The organism is Anaerovorax sp. IOR16, from assembly GCF_017168145.1.
Taxonomy (GTDB): Bacteria; Bacillota; Clostridia; order Peptostreptococcales; family Anaerovoracaceae; genus IOR16.
The window spans coordinates 213,257-227,097 of record NZ_JADQTL010000012.1; the positions used below are offsets into that span (position 1 = coordinate 213,257).

Here is a 13,841-nt window from a genome sequence, read left to right on the forward strand (position 1 = left end):
ATACTAACCTTAGAAATAATTTTGTGGTATACTAAAAACAAAAAGATCGAAGGAGAGGTGAAAAACGTTGCAAACAAATAAACGGCTGGATCAAATATTCAAATCCGCTTTTCCGGTGCCATTTGACGACACCTCACGCTTTGTATTTTTCAGTGACGTTCACCGTGGTGATGACAGCCTTTCAGATGAATTTGGACGCAATCGACATATTTATGAACATGCCTTAGATCATTACTACCGACACGGCTACACTTATATTGAAGTAGGTGATGGAGATGAATTATGGGAACATCCTAATTATGAACATATATTAACAGCCCATCGAAGTACCTTTGACCTTTTAAAAAAATATTTTGACGACGGCCGTCTTCTCATACTTTACGGAAACCATAACATTCAACTGAAAGATCCAAACTATGTTAAGAAAAATTTATATTATACTTATGATGAGCAGTCCGATGAAATGATACCTTTATTTCCCGGAATCAGTATACATGAAGCTTTAATTCTTAAGCATAGGGTTACAAACCAAGAAATATTTGTAGTCCATGGAAATCAAGGCGATATGCTCAACGACCAATTCTGGTGGATATCACGTTTCATGGTTCAATATATCTGGCGGTTTCTTCACTTAGTTGGTGTCAATTATGCTGCCAGTCCTGCAAAAAATAGGTACAAGCGTCATAAGGTAGAAATTAACTACAATAAATGGAACGAACGACATGGTATTATGCTGATTTGCGGTCATACACACCGTCCTAAATTTCCAAAACCGGGTGAACCGGCATACTTTAATACAGGTTGCTGTATGCATCCTCGCGGTATAACTTGCTTAGAACTAACTGATGGTGTAATCAGTTACGTTTCATGGCGTGTACACAGTAAGCCTGATGGTACAATGTACATCCGAAAAACGACCATCCAAGGACCAAAGCCACTCTCTTGTTTTTATAAAACTGAACCAAATAAGGAAGGACTGACAGGTGAAATAAGATGACAATAAAAATACAATCAATTGAAGAGATTACTTCTCAGATAAAAAAAGATAGTTTTAAAATGGCCGCTTTAACGAATGAAGCAAGAAACAAAGCATTAAAATCCATTTCACAAAAGCTGCAAGAAAATCGGGTGAAGATTCAAGTTGCCAATGCACTCGACTTAGAAGAGGCTGAAAAAAATAGTACACCTGATCCAATTCTTAAGCGATTAAAATTTGATGAAAAGAAACTTCAAGATGTTTTAAATGGGATAGATAGTCTCATTTCACTTCCAGATCCTCTCTTTCAGGCCCTATTAAAAAGAGAGCTGGATGAAAATTTGACATTGCATAAAGTAACTTGTCCAATCGGAGTCATTGGAGTTATTTTCGAATCTCGTCCAGATGCCTTGGTTCAAATTGCTACACTATGTTTAAAAAGCGGAAATTGCGCTATTTTAAAAGGGGGAAGCGAAGCTGCTCATACAAACCGAATTCTTTTTGAACTCATTCATGAAGCGGGTTTGGAATCCGGTGTACCAGACGGCTTTTTAACACTCATTGAAAATCGTGCTGAAATCAATGATTTATTAAAGTGCAATGAATCCATTGATTTATTGATTCCAAGAGGTTCGAACTCATTTGTGCAGTATATTATGGATCATACTAAAATTCCGGTCATGGGTCATGCAGATGGTGTTTGCCATATTTTTGTTGATAAATCAGCAGATTTTGAAAAAGCACTGCCAATTATTCTAGATGCAAAAACACAATATGTTGTTGCCTGCAACACCGTTGAAACCGTATTGATACATGAAGCCATTGCCGCAGATTTTCTGCCTCGTCTTCAGGAAATTTTGGAAAAAATAAGGTTACTCTAATTGGTTGTGAGAATACAAAAAAAATTCTTTCACTAAACAATCAAGAAAATCCAAATTTTAGAAGAGAATACTCTGATTATATTGTTTCAATCAAGATTATCCATGACTTAGATGAAGCCATTGCACATATCAACCACTTCGGTTCCCATCATACAGATTGCATTCTTACAGAAGATCAAGATGCTGCAAATCACTTTATGCTGCTTGTGGATTCTGCAGGAGTATATCAAAATTGTTCCACTCGTTTTGCCGATGGATTCCGTTATGGTTTTGGCGCAGAGGTAGGCATCAGTACAGGAAAGCTGCATGCCAGAGGCCCTGTAGGATTGGATGGACTTGTTACTTACAAATATAAGCTATTTGGTAATGGACAAATCGTAGATGATTATGCGCAAGGAAAGAAAGCCTTCCATTTTAAAAACATCTAAATTATATTTTTAATCAAATTACAATTAACTTAAAAAGAAGAGTATTGAACTAATTTATAATTAAAAAAATAAATACTAAGAAGTTTTAACTACATATATAAAAAGAAATCCAAAATTTATAACTTTGGATTTCTTTTTTGATTAGTAATTTCATTTCATCTTTCTATTAATTACCACATTCATCATGGTGAGCATGCTCATGGCAAACAGATCCAGTCGATTTTAATTCACCAGCTAAGTATGCTTCTGCAGCTTTTTTCGCATTTCCGCTTGCTCCAACAATCACTTCTACATTTCTTTCATTGAATATCTCAACAGCTCCGCCGCCCATTCCACCTGAAATGATTACATTAACTCCTCGGTCAGCTAAAAAGTTCGGTAAAAATCCAGGTTTATGACCAGGATTTGGAACCATCTCCTCTGCAATGATTTCATTGTTTTTTTCATCAAAGATAAGAAACCCTTCACAATGTCCAAAGTGACCTGTAACCATACCGTTTTCACTTGCAACTGCAATTCTCATTTTTTCATTCCTCCATTTTTCTCTTTTTCACTATTTCTTTTAACTTTTAAATATAGTATCCTTTTTTATTTATATATACCTATGCATTCTCATTGCTGTTTTTATCAAAAAGCAAATCGATAGCACGTTGATAAATTTCTTTAGCAGCTTGGCCTGATGCACATTCTGAATCTACAATTGTTTTTCCATTGTTTATCGCCTTCACTGCTTCCATATCAAAAGGTACTTTCCCGATAAACGGTATCCCTTGTTTTTTACAGTATTGTTCAATCTTTTCTGAGTTACTTAAATTCGTATCATATTTATTGACACATACAGCCGCTTTTATCTGGAAGATTGCTGTCGTTTTTAATATACGTTCCATATCACTGATGCCTGAAATGGATGGTTCGGCTACAATCAGTACCATATCCACACCGCTTAAGGATGCAATTACAGGACAACCAATTCCGGGAGAACCATCAACAATGGCAAACTCCGAATTCTCTGCTGCTGATTTCATCTGGTTTTTTACTTCAGTAACCAGTTTTCCTGATGTTCCACTTCCCATTTTAAGCTGAGCTGTTGAAAAAACGGATTTCTCGTCTTCATACAATTTCAGTTCACCCGCAACATGCGGCTTTAGTGATACTGCGTTAACCGGACAGATTGCTTCACAGACACCGCAGCCCTCGCAAGCAAAAGGATCAACCTTATAATCCTTATCCACTTTTATTGCATCAAATCTACAATTTTGTCTGCATTTATCACATTTAATGCAAAGCATTGTATTGATATCTGCTTTTGGCATTCCATAGTAGTCTGTTGTTTTCGGAACGACGGATTGATTCATAATTAGATGAAGATTCGGTGCATCTACATCACAGTCAGCATAAGCATTCGCCTTAGTTAATTTGATAAATGCACTTGCAATTGTTGTTTTTCCGGTACCACCTTTACCGCTTAGAATTAACAGTTGTTTCATGTGCTACCTCCTCCATCACTTTTTGAAGCAGCGAAGAAAACAAGCTGCGATAATCGTCCTTTTCTCTAGCCGCAATTTTTGCATTGGAATTCAATGTGCCAAGTTCTTTATCAAATGGAATGCGTCCTAGAATTGGAATATTCTTTTCTAGACAAAATACCTCTGCCGGATTTTCGGTATCCATACATTTATTAAGAACAACTCCATACGGCTTATCAAACAATTTAACCAATTCATAAACCATACTTAAGTTATGAACACCAAATACCGTCGGTTCTGCCACTAGAATACAGAAATCTGCATCCTTAATACTTTCCATAACAACGCACGCACTGCCGGGTGGGCAATCAATAAAAGTCATTGCTTCTTTTTGCTCTATATTATCTTTAATCATTTTATTAATGATAGGAACACCAGAAACTTCACCGGTATTCATCATTCCTGTATGAACAGTTACATTTTCAGATTGGCCAATTTGCACCTTTCCAATTATTTTTTGTTTTTCGGAAATTGCATTTTGCGGGCAAAGTAACGTACATCCTCCACATGAATGACAAATCTCCTCAAAAACAAAAACTCGATCCTTAATATATGCCAAAGCATTAAATTTACAGAAATCTACACATTTACGGCATCCATTACATTTAGTATGATTAAAAACAGGAACGGAAACAGATATTTCTTGTTCCTTAACCTCTTTCGGTTTAAAAAACAGATGACCATTTGGCTCTTCCACATCGCAATCCATATAAAAGCATTCGCCTGCTACGGAAGCTAGATTTACCGATACCAAGGTTTTTCCAGTTCCTCCCTTTCCGCTTAGCACAGCTATCTTCATATTATTTGCCTCCATGATTATGAAATCCAGGATGAATTTCTTCTAACAAAGAAAGTGTTCCTGCCTGGAAGGCAGAAAGATTATCTTCAATAGAATCACTCATAGTCCGATACAATTTTATCTGTGCAGCTTGTAAAACGGTAGCTGCATTCTCTCCGCATCTTGGAGTCAATACTGCTCCTACATGATTGTCCACTAAGGCCTGCGCTGCTTTGATTCCTGCACCGCCTTGGCTTGCTGCGGCACTATTATCTAAGAAGATGCTTTCCTTTGTATCTGTTTCAAAAATAAGAAAGTATGGGGTACGTCCAAAGGATGGACATACTGTTGTATTCATATTATTTTCATTTACTGGTACTGCTAATTTCATTACATTCCTCCATTATCTTTTCACATCCGCGTCTGTGGCAACCGCCTCTTCCACAAGATGTTTGATAGCGGTCACAGAGCTGGTATTCACCACCCTCAATTCGAAGCACTTTACCATTTACCAAGGATTCGGCAAGCTTCTTTCTTGCTTCATTATAAATCCCTTGAACAGTTGTACGTGCAATGTTCATTTGCTTCGCACACTCCTCTTGGTTCATCCCTTCTAAATCAATCAACCGGATCGTCTCATACTCATCCACTGTCATATGAACAAAATTTTCCGCATTCGCTGGTGAATCAAGCGGTCCAAATCGGTTACTTTCGGGTAAGCAACAAACCTTTCTCCATTTTCTTGGTCTTGGCATATTTTATGTCCTCTCTGCTATCCACTAATTTAATCTGTTAATAATTTTCTAACTGCTTCTCAATGCATTTCAATCGATTTTGAAGAATATTTTTTTCATTTTGAAGCAATTGTTTTTCTGGTTTAAAAAAATTTTGATTGACTCTAAATCCTCTTCCATAACCACGTCCGATACCACATCCTAATCCTCTTCCAATGCCGAATCCAATACCACGTCCCAAACCAGTTTTAAATCCATATCCCAAAGGTCCAGTTCCATCTCTTCTTGGCATGTCATATACCTCCTTTATAATTATTGACATATGTCATTTATAGTTTTATTATACCCCGTTTGCGACATATGTCAATAACAAATTGTATATTTATTATGGTATTTTTTTCAATCAATTAAAACAAACTACAAATTTATTTATTATAATCCATTGAAATTCCAATCATATCGTCCATCGTTGTTTTACGTTTTATTATATATTATTTAATTTTTTAAGCAAATTAATACTCTTCTTTATCCTTTTCCTCTTCCTCCTTAATCTGAATTGCCCCAACTGTTACTGCACCAACTGCCACCATTTTTACCAGTTTTTTTACACCTTTTTTAACCCGTTGTTTATCGTGCTTTAATGCTCCATCTACAATTTCACTTCCTTGTTCAACAACATTACGTACATTATTTTCAATATTTCCTATGACAGTCTTTCCAGCTTCTTTTAAGTCTTTTTTTCCTGACTGAATCCTTTGAGGTTTTTTTCGAACGGTACCGGAAATGATTTTTGTTGTTCCACTTGCCGCATCCCCTGCAATCTTTCCTGTAAGAATGGTTGAATCAACAATACTCTCCCCAATTTCATCCACAATTTTTTTCCCGCTCATTTTTCCAATCAATGATATTGTGCCGCCAATCACACCGCCAACAGTCGCCCCTGTAATGATTCCCGCTTTCTTTATCTTATTCATGCTTTTCCCCTCTCTCTTTATCTCTCTATTAATAAACATAATATCTTTTAGTTTAATTGCACTTTCAACATACTTTAAAATTTTTTTCATTCTTTTTTACATTATACTACTTTTTCTCTTTACAAACTGTATGTTTTTGTTGTATAATAATTCTTGCAGTGCTAAAGCATGCGCTCATAGCTCAATTGGATAGAGTAGCGCACTACGAATGCGAAGGTTGGGAGTTCGAGTCTCTTTGGGCGCACCAAAAGAGTGTCACTATTGTGGCACTCTTTTTATTTTCCCTTGAAAATTCAACGTTTCATTTTTTATGTACTAGGTTGAACAATTCTTTTATATCAGATAGTAATATTACTACAAGAATACTTACAATATCAACTACTTACTAAATATCCAATCGCTAAAGCAAAGAATCCAACTAATAATATGTTCTGTAAATTGCGATACCATCTGGAACTCATACAACACCCTTCATTATCTATTCTTTCTTTAGATTTTTTTACCCAAAACATATATCCGAAAAGTGAAAATCCTGCTAAAATAACTCCACATACAGAAAGTATAAAAATCCAAATAGTGCCTTCGTCAGAGTATGGAGAATTGGTAAAATACTTTATTCCATAATTTGTAGTAAGTATTATCATGACAACAAGAGCCATTTTCCAAGCTGGAATAAAAGTTTTTTCTACAGCACTACACATACTTTCCATTCTAACAATTTCGTCAATTTCTAGTGGTATCGCTTTATCTTCTTCAGTAGAAAAAATCTGCATTTTCTTCCATTCTAAGATCTTTTGCCAACCTTGTTTGCTCCACTCTAAACCATCGTTGTAAAAACACACACTAAATTTCTTATTTGCAGGTTTTATCTTTTTATATTTCCAAAGCCATGTACCAATACTTTGAATTTCCCAACCCCTTGCATACATTGTATTTAAGTGATCTTTTACTCCTTTATAATCAAAAAAAGAAAATAACCAAAGTTGATATTTAGTATCCAAACCAGTCATTTTAATACCTCTCCTATTGAAACACCTTTTTATGAGCAAATCATATCATTTTAAATTCAAAGTTACAATACTATCGAACTGAAATGAAGTGTGAAGGTTGGAAGTTCAAGGCTCTTTGGGCTCACCAAAAGAATAGATAGCTTATTAACTATCTATTCTTTCTTTATGTATAAAAATGCGAAATATAATTTTTTTAAATTTACAGAAAATTACGCAAATGTTCTATCTACTTGTTTCTAAAATCTATTAAGGCTATAATGACACTGGAATCATAAAATTATAAAGAAGGTTAAATAAAATGAAAAAAGCAATAAAAGCAGCATTCCCTCATACCATTCCAATTTTATTAGGGTATTTGTCTATTGGCATTCCTTTTGGATTGCTTTTAGAAAACGCAGGCTACAATGCTCTTTGGGCATTTTTTATGAGCCTTGTTATTTTCTCCGGATCCATGCAATATCTTGCTGTCGGGATGATGGCAACCGGTCTTGGACTCGTTGAAGTCGCTATGATGTCATTTCTTGTCAATGTACGTTATATGTTCTATGGTCTATCCTTCATTGAACGATTTAGTAAAATGGGTTGGAAAAAGTATTACATGATTTTTGCATTGACGGATGAAACCTACTCCTTACTTTGCTCTGTAAAGGCACCCAAAGGGGTCGATGAAGATAAATTTATTCTATGCATCGCTGCCTTAAACCATAGCTATTGGATTGTCGGTTCTATTATAGGTGCTTTGGCTGGTTCTTTGATTACCTTTAATTCCGCAGGGATGGATTTTGCCATGACCGCACTATTCTTAGTTATCTTTCTAGATCAATGGAGAGATTATCCAACGCACATTCCGGCACTTTTAGGCATTGCAGCCACTTTACTCGCATTATTTATTTTTGGGGGAGAAAATTTAGCTTTACCAGCAATGCTGTTCATTTTAATATTACTTTTTATCGGTCGAACACCAATACAAAAAAGATTGGTATTCCAACCATTGCAAGATGAAAAAGAAACCATACAAATGGAACAGGAGGTGTCCTAATGTCGATTTCACCAGGATATGCTTTTCTTATGGTCGTAGTCATGTCTGTAGTCATAATGGGACAACGTGCAACACCATTTTTCTTGTTCACAAAAGGCACACCGAAAGCCATTGATTATATTGGACAAGCGCTCCCACCAGCCGTTATGGCAATGCTCATTATCTATTGTTTAAAAAATGTTTCGCTCACTTCGTTTCCTTTTGGACTTCCTGAGTTTCTATCCATCGCATTTGTTGGAATTGTTCATTTATGGAAACATAATAATCTTATTAGTATTTTAGGCGGAACCATTTTATATATGTTTTTAATTCAGGTGGTATTTTCATAATACCATCTTTTTATATCATATTTACTGCATAGAAAATATCATTTAAATTTCAAATTATACCACTTTTGTAACAGTATAGGTATTTTCTAAAACATCCCAATTTGCAGGAAACGGCCACGTAAGGTTCCAATATGCAACACCTGCAAGGTCATATTCCTTAACTAAATTAAGTTTTGCCTGAATGCTTCTTGCATCCTCAAACCATACTTCATGCTCACGCCCCTGCTCATCTGTATAGTTAAAATAAGGAGACTGAGCAACCGGATCAAATTTTATTTCGGCACCTTTTTGCCTTGCCAATTCTTGTGCATCCACATTCGAAAGGATTCTAGCCTTAGATTCCCCTTTTACATAAGGCAATGTCCAGTCATATCCATAATTGGGAATGCCCATAAGGAGTTTAGAAGGGGGTATTTCCGTAACGGCATAGTTTAAGACCTCACGAACTTTATTAATGGGTGCAACTGCCATAGGAGGTCCAAAGGTATATCCCCATTCATAAGTCATAGCTAATATTAAATTTGCAGCTTTTCCAATCGCTGCATAATCATGCCCTTCATAGAGAAGTCCTTTTTGATCTGCAGAAATCTTTGGGGCTACAGCAGCAGTTACCATATATCCTTCCGCATTTAACCGATTCCTTGTTTTCTCAATAAATGCCGCATATTTATCTTTATAGGCTGATTCCACATATTCAAAGTCAAAATCAACTCCATTTAATCCTTTGTTACGGATCTCTTCTAAAATTCTATTGATCAATTTTTCTTGCAAATTTTCATCATCCAGGATTATCTGCAGTAAATCAGTACGAAACGTCCCTTGTTCGGTTAAAGATGTCAGTACCATAATAGGTGCTACTTGATTTTCTTTTAAGACACTGACTAGTTCATCGTCATTCAGTGGCAGTAAATCCCCATCCTCAGTAATTCCATAACTGAATAAATTAATCGCTGTAAGATCCGGACTTATTTCTCTTATTAAGTTCAGGTCTACACTTGGATAGACGTATCCATTTACAATAATTTCTCTTTTCGGTTCCTGTTGTTTTTTTAATCCATTTTGAATACTCTTTCTAACTGTCACATCATTTCTCATTGCACGTACCTCCACCAACAATTTATTCATAACATATGGATTAAATACCATATTGTTATAAAATAAAAGTACGAGCTAAAAAAAAATTATGGTATATATTGCTCCGTAATACTTTGTACATAACCATCTCTCATAACAACTCGGAATGGAGGTGTAAAATCAGAATAATGTTTCAAATTTTTGAAAAACTCCTCCATAGAAACAGATTTATGAGTTATTTCTTCTCCCCAGTTGATAATATAATATTGGGTTTCATTTGTTACTTGACAAAACATTGGATAGTTGTTCGGATTATATATATAGTATCCATTGGGCAGAGCATCCGGATTTATATTCAACTCATTCAGTCTTTTAGAGTCATCCTCTGTTAGCCATTCAATCTGATCTAAATGGAAAGAAGGTTTGCTATATTTCTCAATTTCAAAGTCTGAAATATACCCTATAAAATGGCTTTCGGGAGTTTCTAAAAAGTCCTCTACCTTTGCAGAATATTGAGGAACAAGCTCATCAAGGAAAACATATTGCCCAAGGTCTTTATTTATATAATTCAGCGCAACCTGCAACGGATCTAAGAGATATGGCTTATGCCCCTCGTCACATTGTTGTTGCAGCGTCTTATAATAATCTTCAATTAGACCGTCTGTCATCGGGGTCTCATAATATATGTTTCCGTTTCCGTCCATCCATCTCTCAACGCACCATATTCCTAAATCTCCTTGAACAATTGGCTGAGATAAAAATAATTGACAAGTCTCTCCGGTAGACAACGGAAATTTAACAAGAATATGATTTCCACTATATGTTTCATGAGGCAAAAGTTCCAAACCTTCAAGAAAAATTCGAAGTGCTGTTTCCTGACCAGAAAGTTTAGTTAAATCATTTTCTCCACTCCAAATACAACCCAAATACTGCGGTTGAGAATTTTTATAAGAAAATACCAACATCGGTTTACCTGCACTGCTATCTTCAGTAATCCATCCATCAATTTCATTCATACCGCCAGCAAGCATTACCTTATTTATATCATCCGGTTTCAAACGATATTCAAGACTCCATATTTCAATAGGATCAGAAAAGATTTCATCCAACGATGCTATTTTTTCAAGCTTTGTAATCTTACTTTCTATAATTTTAAATTCTGTCCATTGCGCATTTTCGTAACCTTTAATTTCTTCTTGTATAAATTGATCTGCATAATCCTCAATGGTTAATTTTTTTTGCGGTGGATCGCTCATAAGTCCTATACAAACCCCTGCTACTGCAACTAACGCAGCAACCATAACCCAAAATTCAGTTTTTTTATAATTTAAAATATTCATAACACGTCCTTTTATATTATTTCCTCCAAAGGAAAGAGGAAAACCGCCAATCATCCGTCTTCCTGCAGACAGGGATAAAAGAGAAATGGAATATTCTTTTTTTATCTCACTCCCCATCTGTCGAATTACACTCTCATCACAAGAAAGCTCCATATCTTCAGACATAAGCAAAAATGCAACCCAAACAAATGGATTAAACCAATGAATACAAAGTAATAAAAACGCAATAAGCTTTATAATAGGATCAAATCTTTTGATATGTGTCTGTTCATGTTTTATAATATATTTTCTTTCATTTTCCGTAAGACCTATCGGCAAATATATTTTAGGATTTATTAACCCAAACACAAATGGTGTTTGAATGCCATTTATTTCGTAAATAGAATCTGAAATCATTCTTGCCTTCTCTAATTGAGTATGTAATCGAAAGACAGTAAAAAAACTGTAAAGCAATAAACATACTATGCCAAATATCCATACCATCTCACCAACAAAGATCCAAATTTGTATAGGATTTATACTTGCATCTGCTACAGGTACAGGTAAGGAATGATTCACTGCTTGATCAATCATTGTAATGCCACTTTGAACTTGCGGTTTTTGTGAATACATAATATCTGAGGACAATGTTTGTGTATTCACAAACGTCAGACTAAAAATGCTCTCAAAGGAAAATGGACAGGTAAGACGAAACAGTACTGCAGACCAAAGCACATAAGATAAGATTTTAGGCGCTTTTTTAAGCAGCCTACGTACAATGATACAAACAATATAACATAGGAAGATGTAATACTCATATTTAGAATTTGAAGAAATAATTGCTCCATTTTTATACCTCTTTATGTTCATTAATTAACTTTAATAAATCCTTAATTTCCTTTTCATTTAATTTTGTACTTCTGGTAAATGCTGCAACAAACTTAGGTAAAGACCCGTTAAATGTCTCATCTACAAACTGTTTGCTTTGTAAGGAGTAAAATTCATCTCTTTTAATCAAAGATGTCACAAGCGCATCATTATTTTGTAATATCCCTCGCTGACATAATTTTCTTAAAACCGTATATGTTGTTGACTTTTTCCAATTTAACTCTTTATTACAGAGTTTTACTAAATCACCTGAATATATTGGTTCATTTTCCCATATTATCTCAACAAATTTACTTTCTATCTCTGCTAATTTATATTCAGTCAAATTCTTTGCCTCCTTTTTAGTTTATCTATAATAGACCATGATTCAAGTTTACTCTAAATAAACCAAATAGTCAATAAATAAAAACTATAAAAAAACAAAAAAAAGTAGCTCTTTTTCAAGAACTGCTCTTACTTACTAGCCTGCTTAATTTGTAAAACAAATTGCTAGCAGACTTATGCAAGAAATTCACAAAGTTATACTTTGTAGAATTTTACTGCTAAAACTGGCAACGTCCTACTCTCCCAGGCAACGTTCGCCAATGGCTCACTCCTCCGCTTCGCTTCGCTGTCCCATTTTAACATTCTGTCCAGCATTTTAATGCTGCTGACAGAATTTAGGCTAGAAAATCATGAATCTTGATTCATAGATTTTCATCGTCTTTTGCTTTATATCCATATGAAAAAAGCGAACCCACTTATATTATAGTAAGATCTTGCGTTGCAAGATAAATGTCAAAGGTTTACAACTGGTTAATAACTTTCCACTAACTCCATTACCAGTTGCATAAGTTCGAGCCACGTTCTTTCAAAAACAAGAAAAAAGCAGCTCTTTTTCAAGAACTGCTCTTACTTAAAACTGGCGACGTCCTACTCTCCCAGGCAACGTTCGCCAATGGCTCACTCCTCCGCTTCGCTTCGCTGTCCCATTTTCCATTGCAGCTTAAGACTGCGGAAAATGGGCACCTTCCCGCCGAATAAATTATGGTAGGTACTTGGCGGATAATTATCTATGAAATTAGAATTCTCATATATAAAAAAAAGAAGCTATCAAAAGATAACTTCTTTTTTTAAACTGGCGACGTCCTACTCTCCCAGGCAACGTTCGCCAATGGCTCACTCCTCCGCTTCGCTTCGCTGTCCCATTTTCCATTGCAGCTTAAGACTGCGGAAAATGGGCACCTTCCCGCCGAATAAATTATGGTAGGTACTTGGCGGATAATTATCTATGAAATTAGAATTCTCATATATAAAAAAAAGAAGCTATCAAAAGATAACTTCTTTTTTTAAACTGGCGACGTCCTACTCTCCCAGGCAGCTGCCCGCCAAGTACCATCAGCGCAAAGGAGCTTAACTACTGTGTTCGATATGGGAACAGGTGTGACCTCCTTGCTATAGTCACCAGATTTTTTTGAAGGTTAGTACCCTCAAAACCAAACAATGTAATCTTTTTACTTCTTACTTGAAACCATTGGTCAAGCGTTCGACCTATTAGTATCGGTCAGCTGAATATGTTGCCATACTTACACCTCCGACCTATCAACGTGATAGTCTCTCACGGGTCTTATCAGTAAACTGAAGGAAATCTATTCTTGTGGGGGGCTTCGCACTTAGATGCTTTCAGCGCTTATCCCGTCCATACTTAGCTACCCAGCCGTGCCCTTGGCAGAACAACTGGTACACCAGAGGTATGTCCATCCCGGTCCTCTCGTACTAAGGACAGCTCCACTCAAATTTCCGACGCCCACAGCGGATAGGGACCGAACTGTCTCACGACGTTCTGAACCCAGCTCGCGTACCTCTTTAATGGGCGAACAGCCCAACCCTTGGACCTACTTCAGCC

Annotated in this window: 16 protein-coding genes, 1 tRNA gene and 2 rRNA genes; 6 read left to right on the top strand and 13 right to left on the bottom strand. The window is 35.9% G+C overall.

What is annotated here, in order from left to right; all coding sequences use genetic code 11:
* Positions 1-67 precede the first annotated feature (67 nt).
* The 3 genes from I2490_RS16405 (at position 68) to I2490_RS17065 (ending at position 2,285) form a co-directional block, all read left to right on the top strand.
* Entirely contained in the window at positions 68-997 is a 930-nt protein-coding gene (locus I2490_RS16405) for a metallophosphoesterase family protein (protein WP_206460827.1), read from the top strand.
* Positions 994-1,857, top strand: a complete 864-nt coding sequence (locus I2490_RS16410) for a glutamate-5-semialdehyde dehydrogenase (RefSeq protein ID WP_330634712.1) — start codon at positions 994-996, stop codon at positions 1,855-1,857. Before I2490_RS16405 ends, I2490_RS16410 begins: the two co-directional genes overlap by 4 nt.
* A gap of 197 nt (positions 1,858-2,054) precedes the next feature.
* Entirely contained in the window at positions 2,055-2,285 is a 231-nt protein-coding gene (locus I2490_RS17065; protein ID WP_330634713.1) for a hypothetical protein, read from the top strand.
* A 166-nt stretch (positions 2,286-2,451) separates the two neighbouring features.
* Here I2490_RS17065 and I2490_RS16415 read toward each other — a convergent pair whose 3' ends face one another.
* The 7 genes from I2490_RS16415 to I2490_RS16445 all read right to left on the bottom strand — a co-directional run bounded on the left by I2490_RS16415 (position 2,452) and on the right by I2490_RS16445 (position 6,297).
* Complete coding sequence (locus tag I2490_RS16415) at positions 2,452-2,808, bottom strand: NifB/NifX family molybdenum-iron cluster-binding protein (protein ID WP_206460828.1); 357 nt, start codon at positions 2,806-2,808, stop codon at positions 2,452-2,454.
* Between the two features lie 79 nt (positions 2,809-2,887).
* A complete protein-coding gene (locus tag I2490_RS16420) occupies positions 2,888-3,772 on the bottom strand; it encodes an ATP-binding protein (RefSeq protein ID WP_206460829.1) in 885 nt (294 codons plus the stop codon).
* Complete coding sequence (locus I2490_RS16425) at positions 3,744-4,610, bottom strand: nucleotide-binding protein (protein ID WP_206460830.1); 867 nt, start codon at positions 4,608-4,610, stop codon at positions 3,744-3,746. The genes I2490_RS16420 and I2490_RS16425 overlap by 29 nt, the downstream gene beginning before the upstream one ends.
* 1 nt (position 4,611) lies before the next feature.
* Positions 4,612-4,980 carry a NifB/NifX family molybdenum-iron cluster-binding protein gene (locus tag I2490_RS16430; protein WP_206460831.1) on the bottom strand — a complete coding sequence of 123 codons (369 nt, stop codon included), beginning with the start codon at positions 4,978-4,980 and terminating at the stop codon, positions 4,612-4,614.
* Positions 4,955-5,344, bottom strand: coding sequence for a DUF134 domain-containing protein (locus I2490_RS16435; RefSeq protein WP_206460832.1), 390 nt, complete (start codon positions 5,342-5,344; stop codon positions 4,955-4,957). Before I2490_RS16435 ends, I2490_RS16430 begins: the two co-directional genes overlap by 26 nt.
* Before the next feature lie 37 nt (positions 5,345-5,381).
* On the bottom strand, positions 5,382-5,615 hold the full coding sequence (locus I2490_RS16440) for a DUF5320 domain-containing protein (RefSeq protein ID WP_206460833.1): 234 nt from the start codon (positions 5,613-5,615) through the stop codon (positions 5,382-5,384).
* A 220-nt stretch (positions 5,616-5,835) separates the two neighbouring features.
* Positions 5,836-6,297 carry a hypothetical protein gene (locus tag I2490_RS16445; RefSeq protein ID WP_206460834.1) on the bottom strand — a complete coding sequence of 154 codons (462 nt, stop codon included), beginning with the start codon at positions 6,295-6,297 and terminating at the stop codon, positions 5,836-5,838.
* 170 nt (positions 6,298-6,467) lie between these two features.
* Here I2490_RS16445 and I2490_RS16450 point away from each other — a divergent pair.
* Positions 6,468-6,544, top strand: a tRNA-Arg gene (locus I2490_RS16450).
* Positions 6,545-6,671: 127 nt separating this feature from the next.
* On the opposite strand, the gene I2490_RS16455 is transcribed toward I2490_RS16450, so the two are convergent.
* Positions 6,672-7,307 carry a DUF2812 domain-containing protein gene (locus tag I2490_RS16455; protein ID WP_206460835.1) on the bottom strand — a complete coding sequence of 212 codons (636 nt, stop codon included), beginning with the start codon at positions 7,305-7,307 and terminating at the stop codon, positions 6,672-6,674.
* A 298-nt stretch (positions 7,308-7,605) separates the two neighbouring features.
* Here I2490_RS16455 and I2490_RS16460 point away from each other — a divergent pair, with 298 nt between their 5' ends.
* Positions 7,606-8,346, top strand: coding sequence for an AzlC family ABC transporter permease (locus I2490_RS16460; RefSeq protein ID WP_206460836.1), 741 nt, complete (start codon positions 7,606-7,608; stop codon positions 8,344-8,346).
* On the top strand, positions 8,346-8,675 hold the full coding sequence (locus I2490_RS16465; protein ID WP_206460837.1) for a branched-chain amino acid transporter permease: 330 nt from the start codon (positions 8,346-8,348) through the stop codon (positions 8,673-8,675). The genes I2490_RS16460 and I2490_RS16465 overlap by 1 nt, the downstream gene beginning before the upstream one ends.
* A gap of 54 nt (positions 8,676-8,729) precedes the next feature.
* Here the strand turns inward: I2490_RS16465 and I2490_RS16470 are convergent, their stop codons facing one another.
* From I2490_RS16470 to I2490_RS16490, 5 genes are all read right to left on the bottom strand, one after another.
* Positions 8,730-9,770, bottom strand: a complete 1,041-nt coding sequence (locus tag I2490_RS16470; RefSeq protein WP_206460838.1) for a glycosyl hydrolase family 18 protein — start codon at positions 9,768-9,770, stop codon at positions 8,730-8,732.
* A gap of 86 nt (positions 9,771-9,856) precedes the next feature.
* The gene (locus I2490_RS16475) at positions 9,857-11,938 is read right to left on the bottom strand and encodes a M56 family metallopeptidase (protein ID WP_206460839.1); all 2,082 of its coding nucleotides are present in this window, start codon (positions 11,936-11,938) and stop codon (positions 9,857-9,859) included.
* On the bottom strand, positions 11,919-12,281 hold the full coding sequence (locus I2490_RS16480) for a BlaI/MecI/CopY family transcriptional regulator (RefSeq protein ID WP_206460840.1): 363 nt from the start codon (positions 12,279-12,281) through the stop codon (positions 11,919-11,921). Before I2490_RS16480 ends, I2490_RS16475 begins: the two co-directional genes overlap by 20 nt.
* Positions 12,282-13,287: 1,006 nt before the next feature.
* Positions 13,288-13,404, bottom strand: a 5S ribosomal RNA gene (gene rrf / locus I2490_RS16485).
* A 65-nt stretch (positions 13,405-13,469) separates the two neighbouring features.
* Positions 13,470-13,841: ribosomal RNA gene (locus I2490_RS16490) — 23S ribosomal RNA — on the bottom strand; the annotation flags it as partial.

Coding starts and splice junctions, on each gene's coding strand:
- I2490_RS16470 (WP_206460838.1), bottom strand. CDS start 9,770: ATGAGAAATGATGTGACAGTTAGAAAGAGTATTCAAAATGGATTAAAA.
- I2490_RS16420 (WP_206460829.1), bottom strand. CDS start 3,772: ATGAAACAACTGTTAATTCTAAGCGGTAAAGGTGGTACCGGAAAAACA.
- I2490_RS17065 (WP_330634713.1), top strand. CDS start 2,055: ATGCTGCTTGTGGATTCTGCAGGAGTATATCAAAATTGTTCCACTCGT.
- I2490_RS16410 (WP_330634712.1), top strand. CDS start 994: ATGACAATAAAAATACAATCAATTGAAGAGATTACTTCTCAGATAAAA.
- I2490_RS16465 (WP_206460837.1), top strand. CDS start 8,346: ATGTCGATTTCACCAGGATATGCTTTTCTTATGGTCGTAGTCATGTCT.
- I2490_RS16445 (WP_206460834.1), bottom strand. CDS start 6,297: ATGAATAAGATAAAGAAAGCGGGAATCATTACAGGGGCGACTGTTGGC.
- I2490_RS16475 (WP_206460839.1), bottom strand. CDS start 11,938: ATGAACATAAAGAGGTATAAAAATGGAGCAATTATTTCTTCAAATTCT.
- I2490_RS16440 (WP_206460833.1), bottom strand. CDS start 5,615: ATGCCAAGAAGAGATGGAACTGGACCTTTGGGATATGGATTTAAAACT.
- I2490_RS16430 (WP_206460831.1), bottom strand. CDS start 4,980: ATGAAATTAGCAGTACCAGTAAATGAAAATAATATGAATACAACAGTA.
- I2490_RS16455 (WP_206460835.1), bottom strand. CDS start 7,307: ATGACTGGTTTGGATACTAAATATCAACTTTGGTTATTTTCTTTTTTT.
- I2490_RS16415 (WP_206460828.1), bottom strand. CDS start 2,808: ATGAGAATTGCAGTTGCAAGTGAAAACGGTATGGTTACAGGTCACTTT.
- I2490_RS16435 (WP_206460832.1), bottom strand. CDS start 5,344: ATGCCAAGACCAAGAAAATGGAGAAAGGTTTGTTGCTTACCCGAAAGT.
- I2490_RS16425 (WP_206460830.1), bottom strand. CDS start 4,610: ATGAAGATAGCTGTGCTAAGCGGAAAGGGAGGAACTGGAAAAACCTTG.
- I2490_RS16460 (WP_206460836.1), top strand. CDS start 7,606: ATGAAAAAAGCAATAAAAGCAGCATTCCCTCATACCATTCCAATTTTA.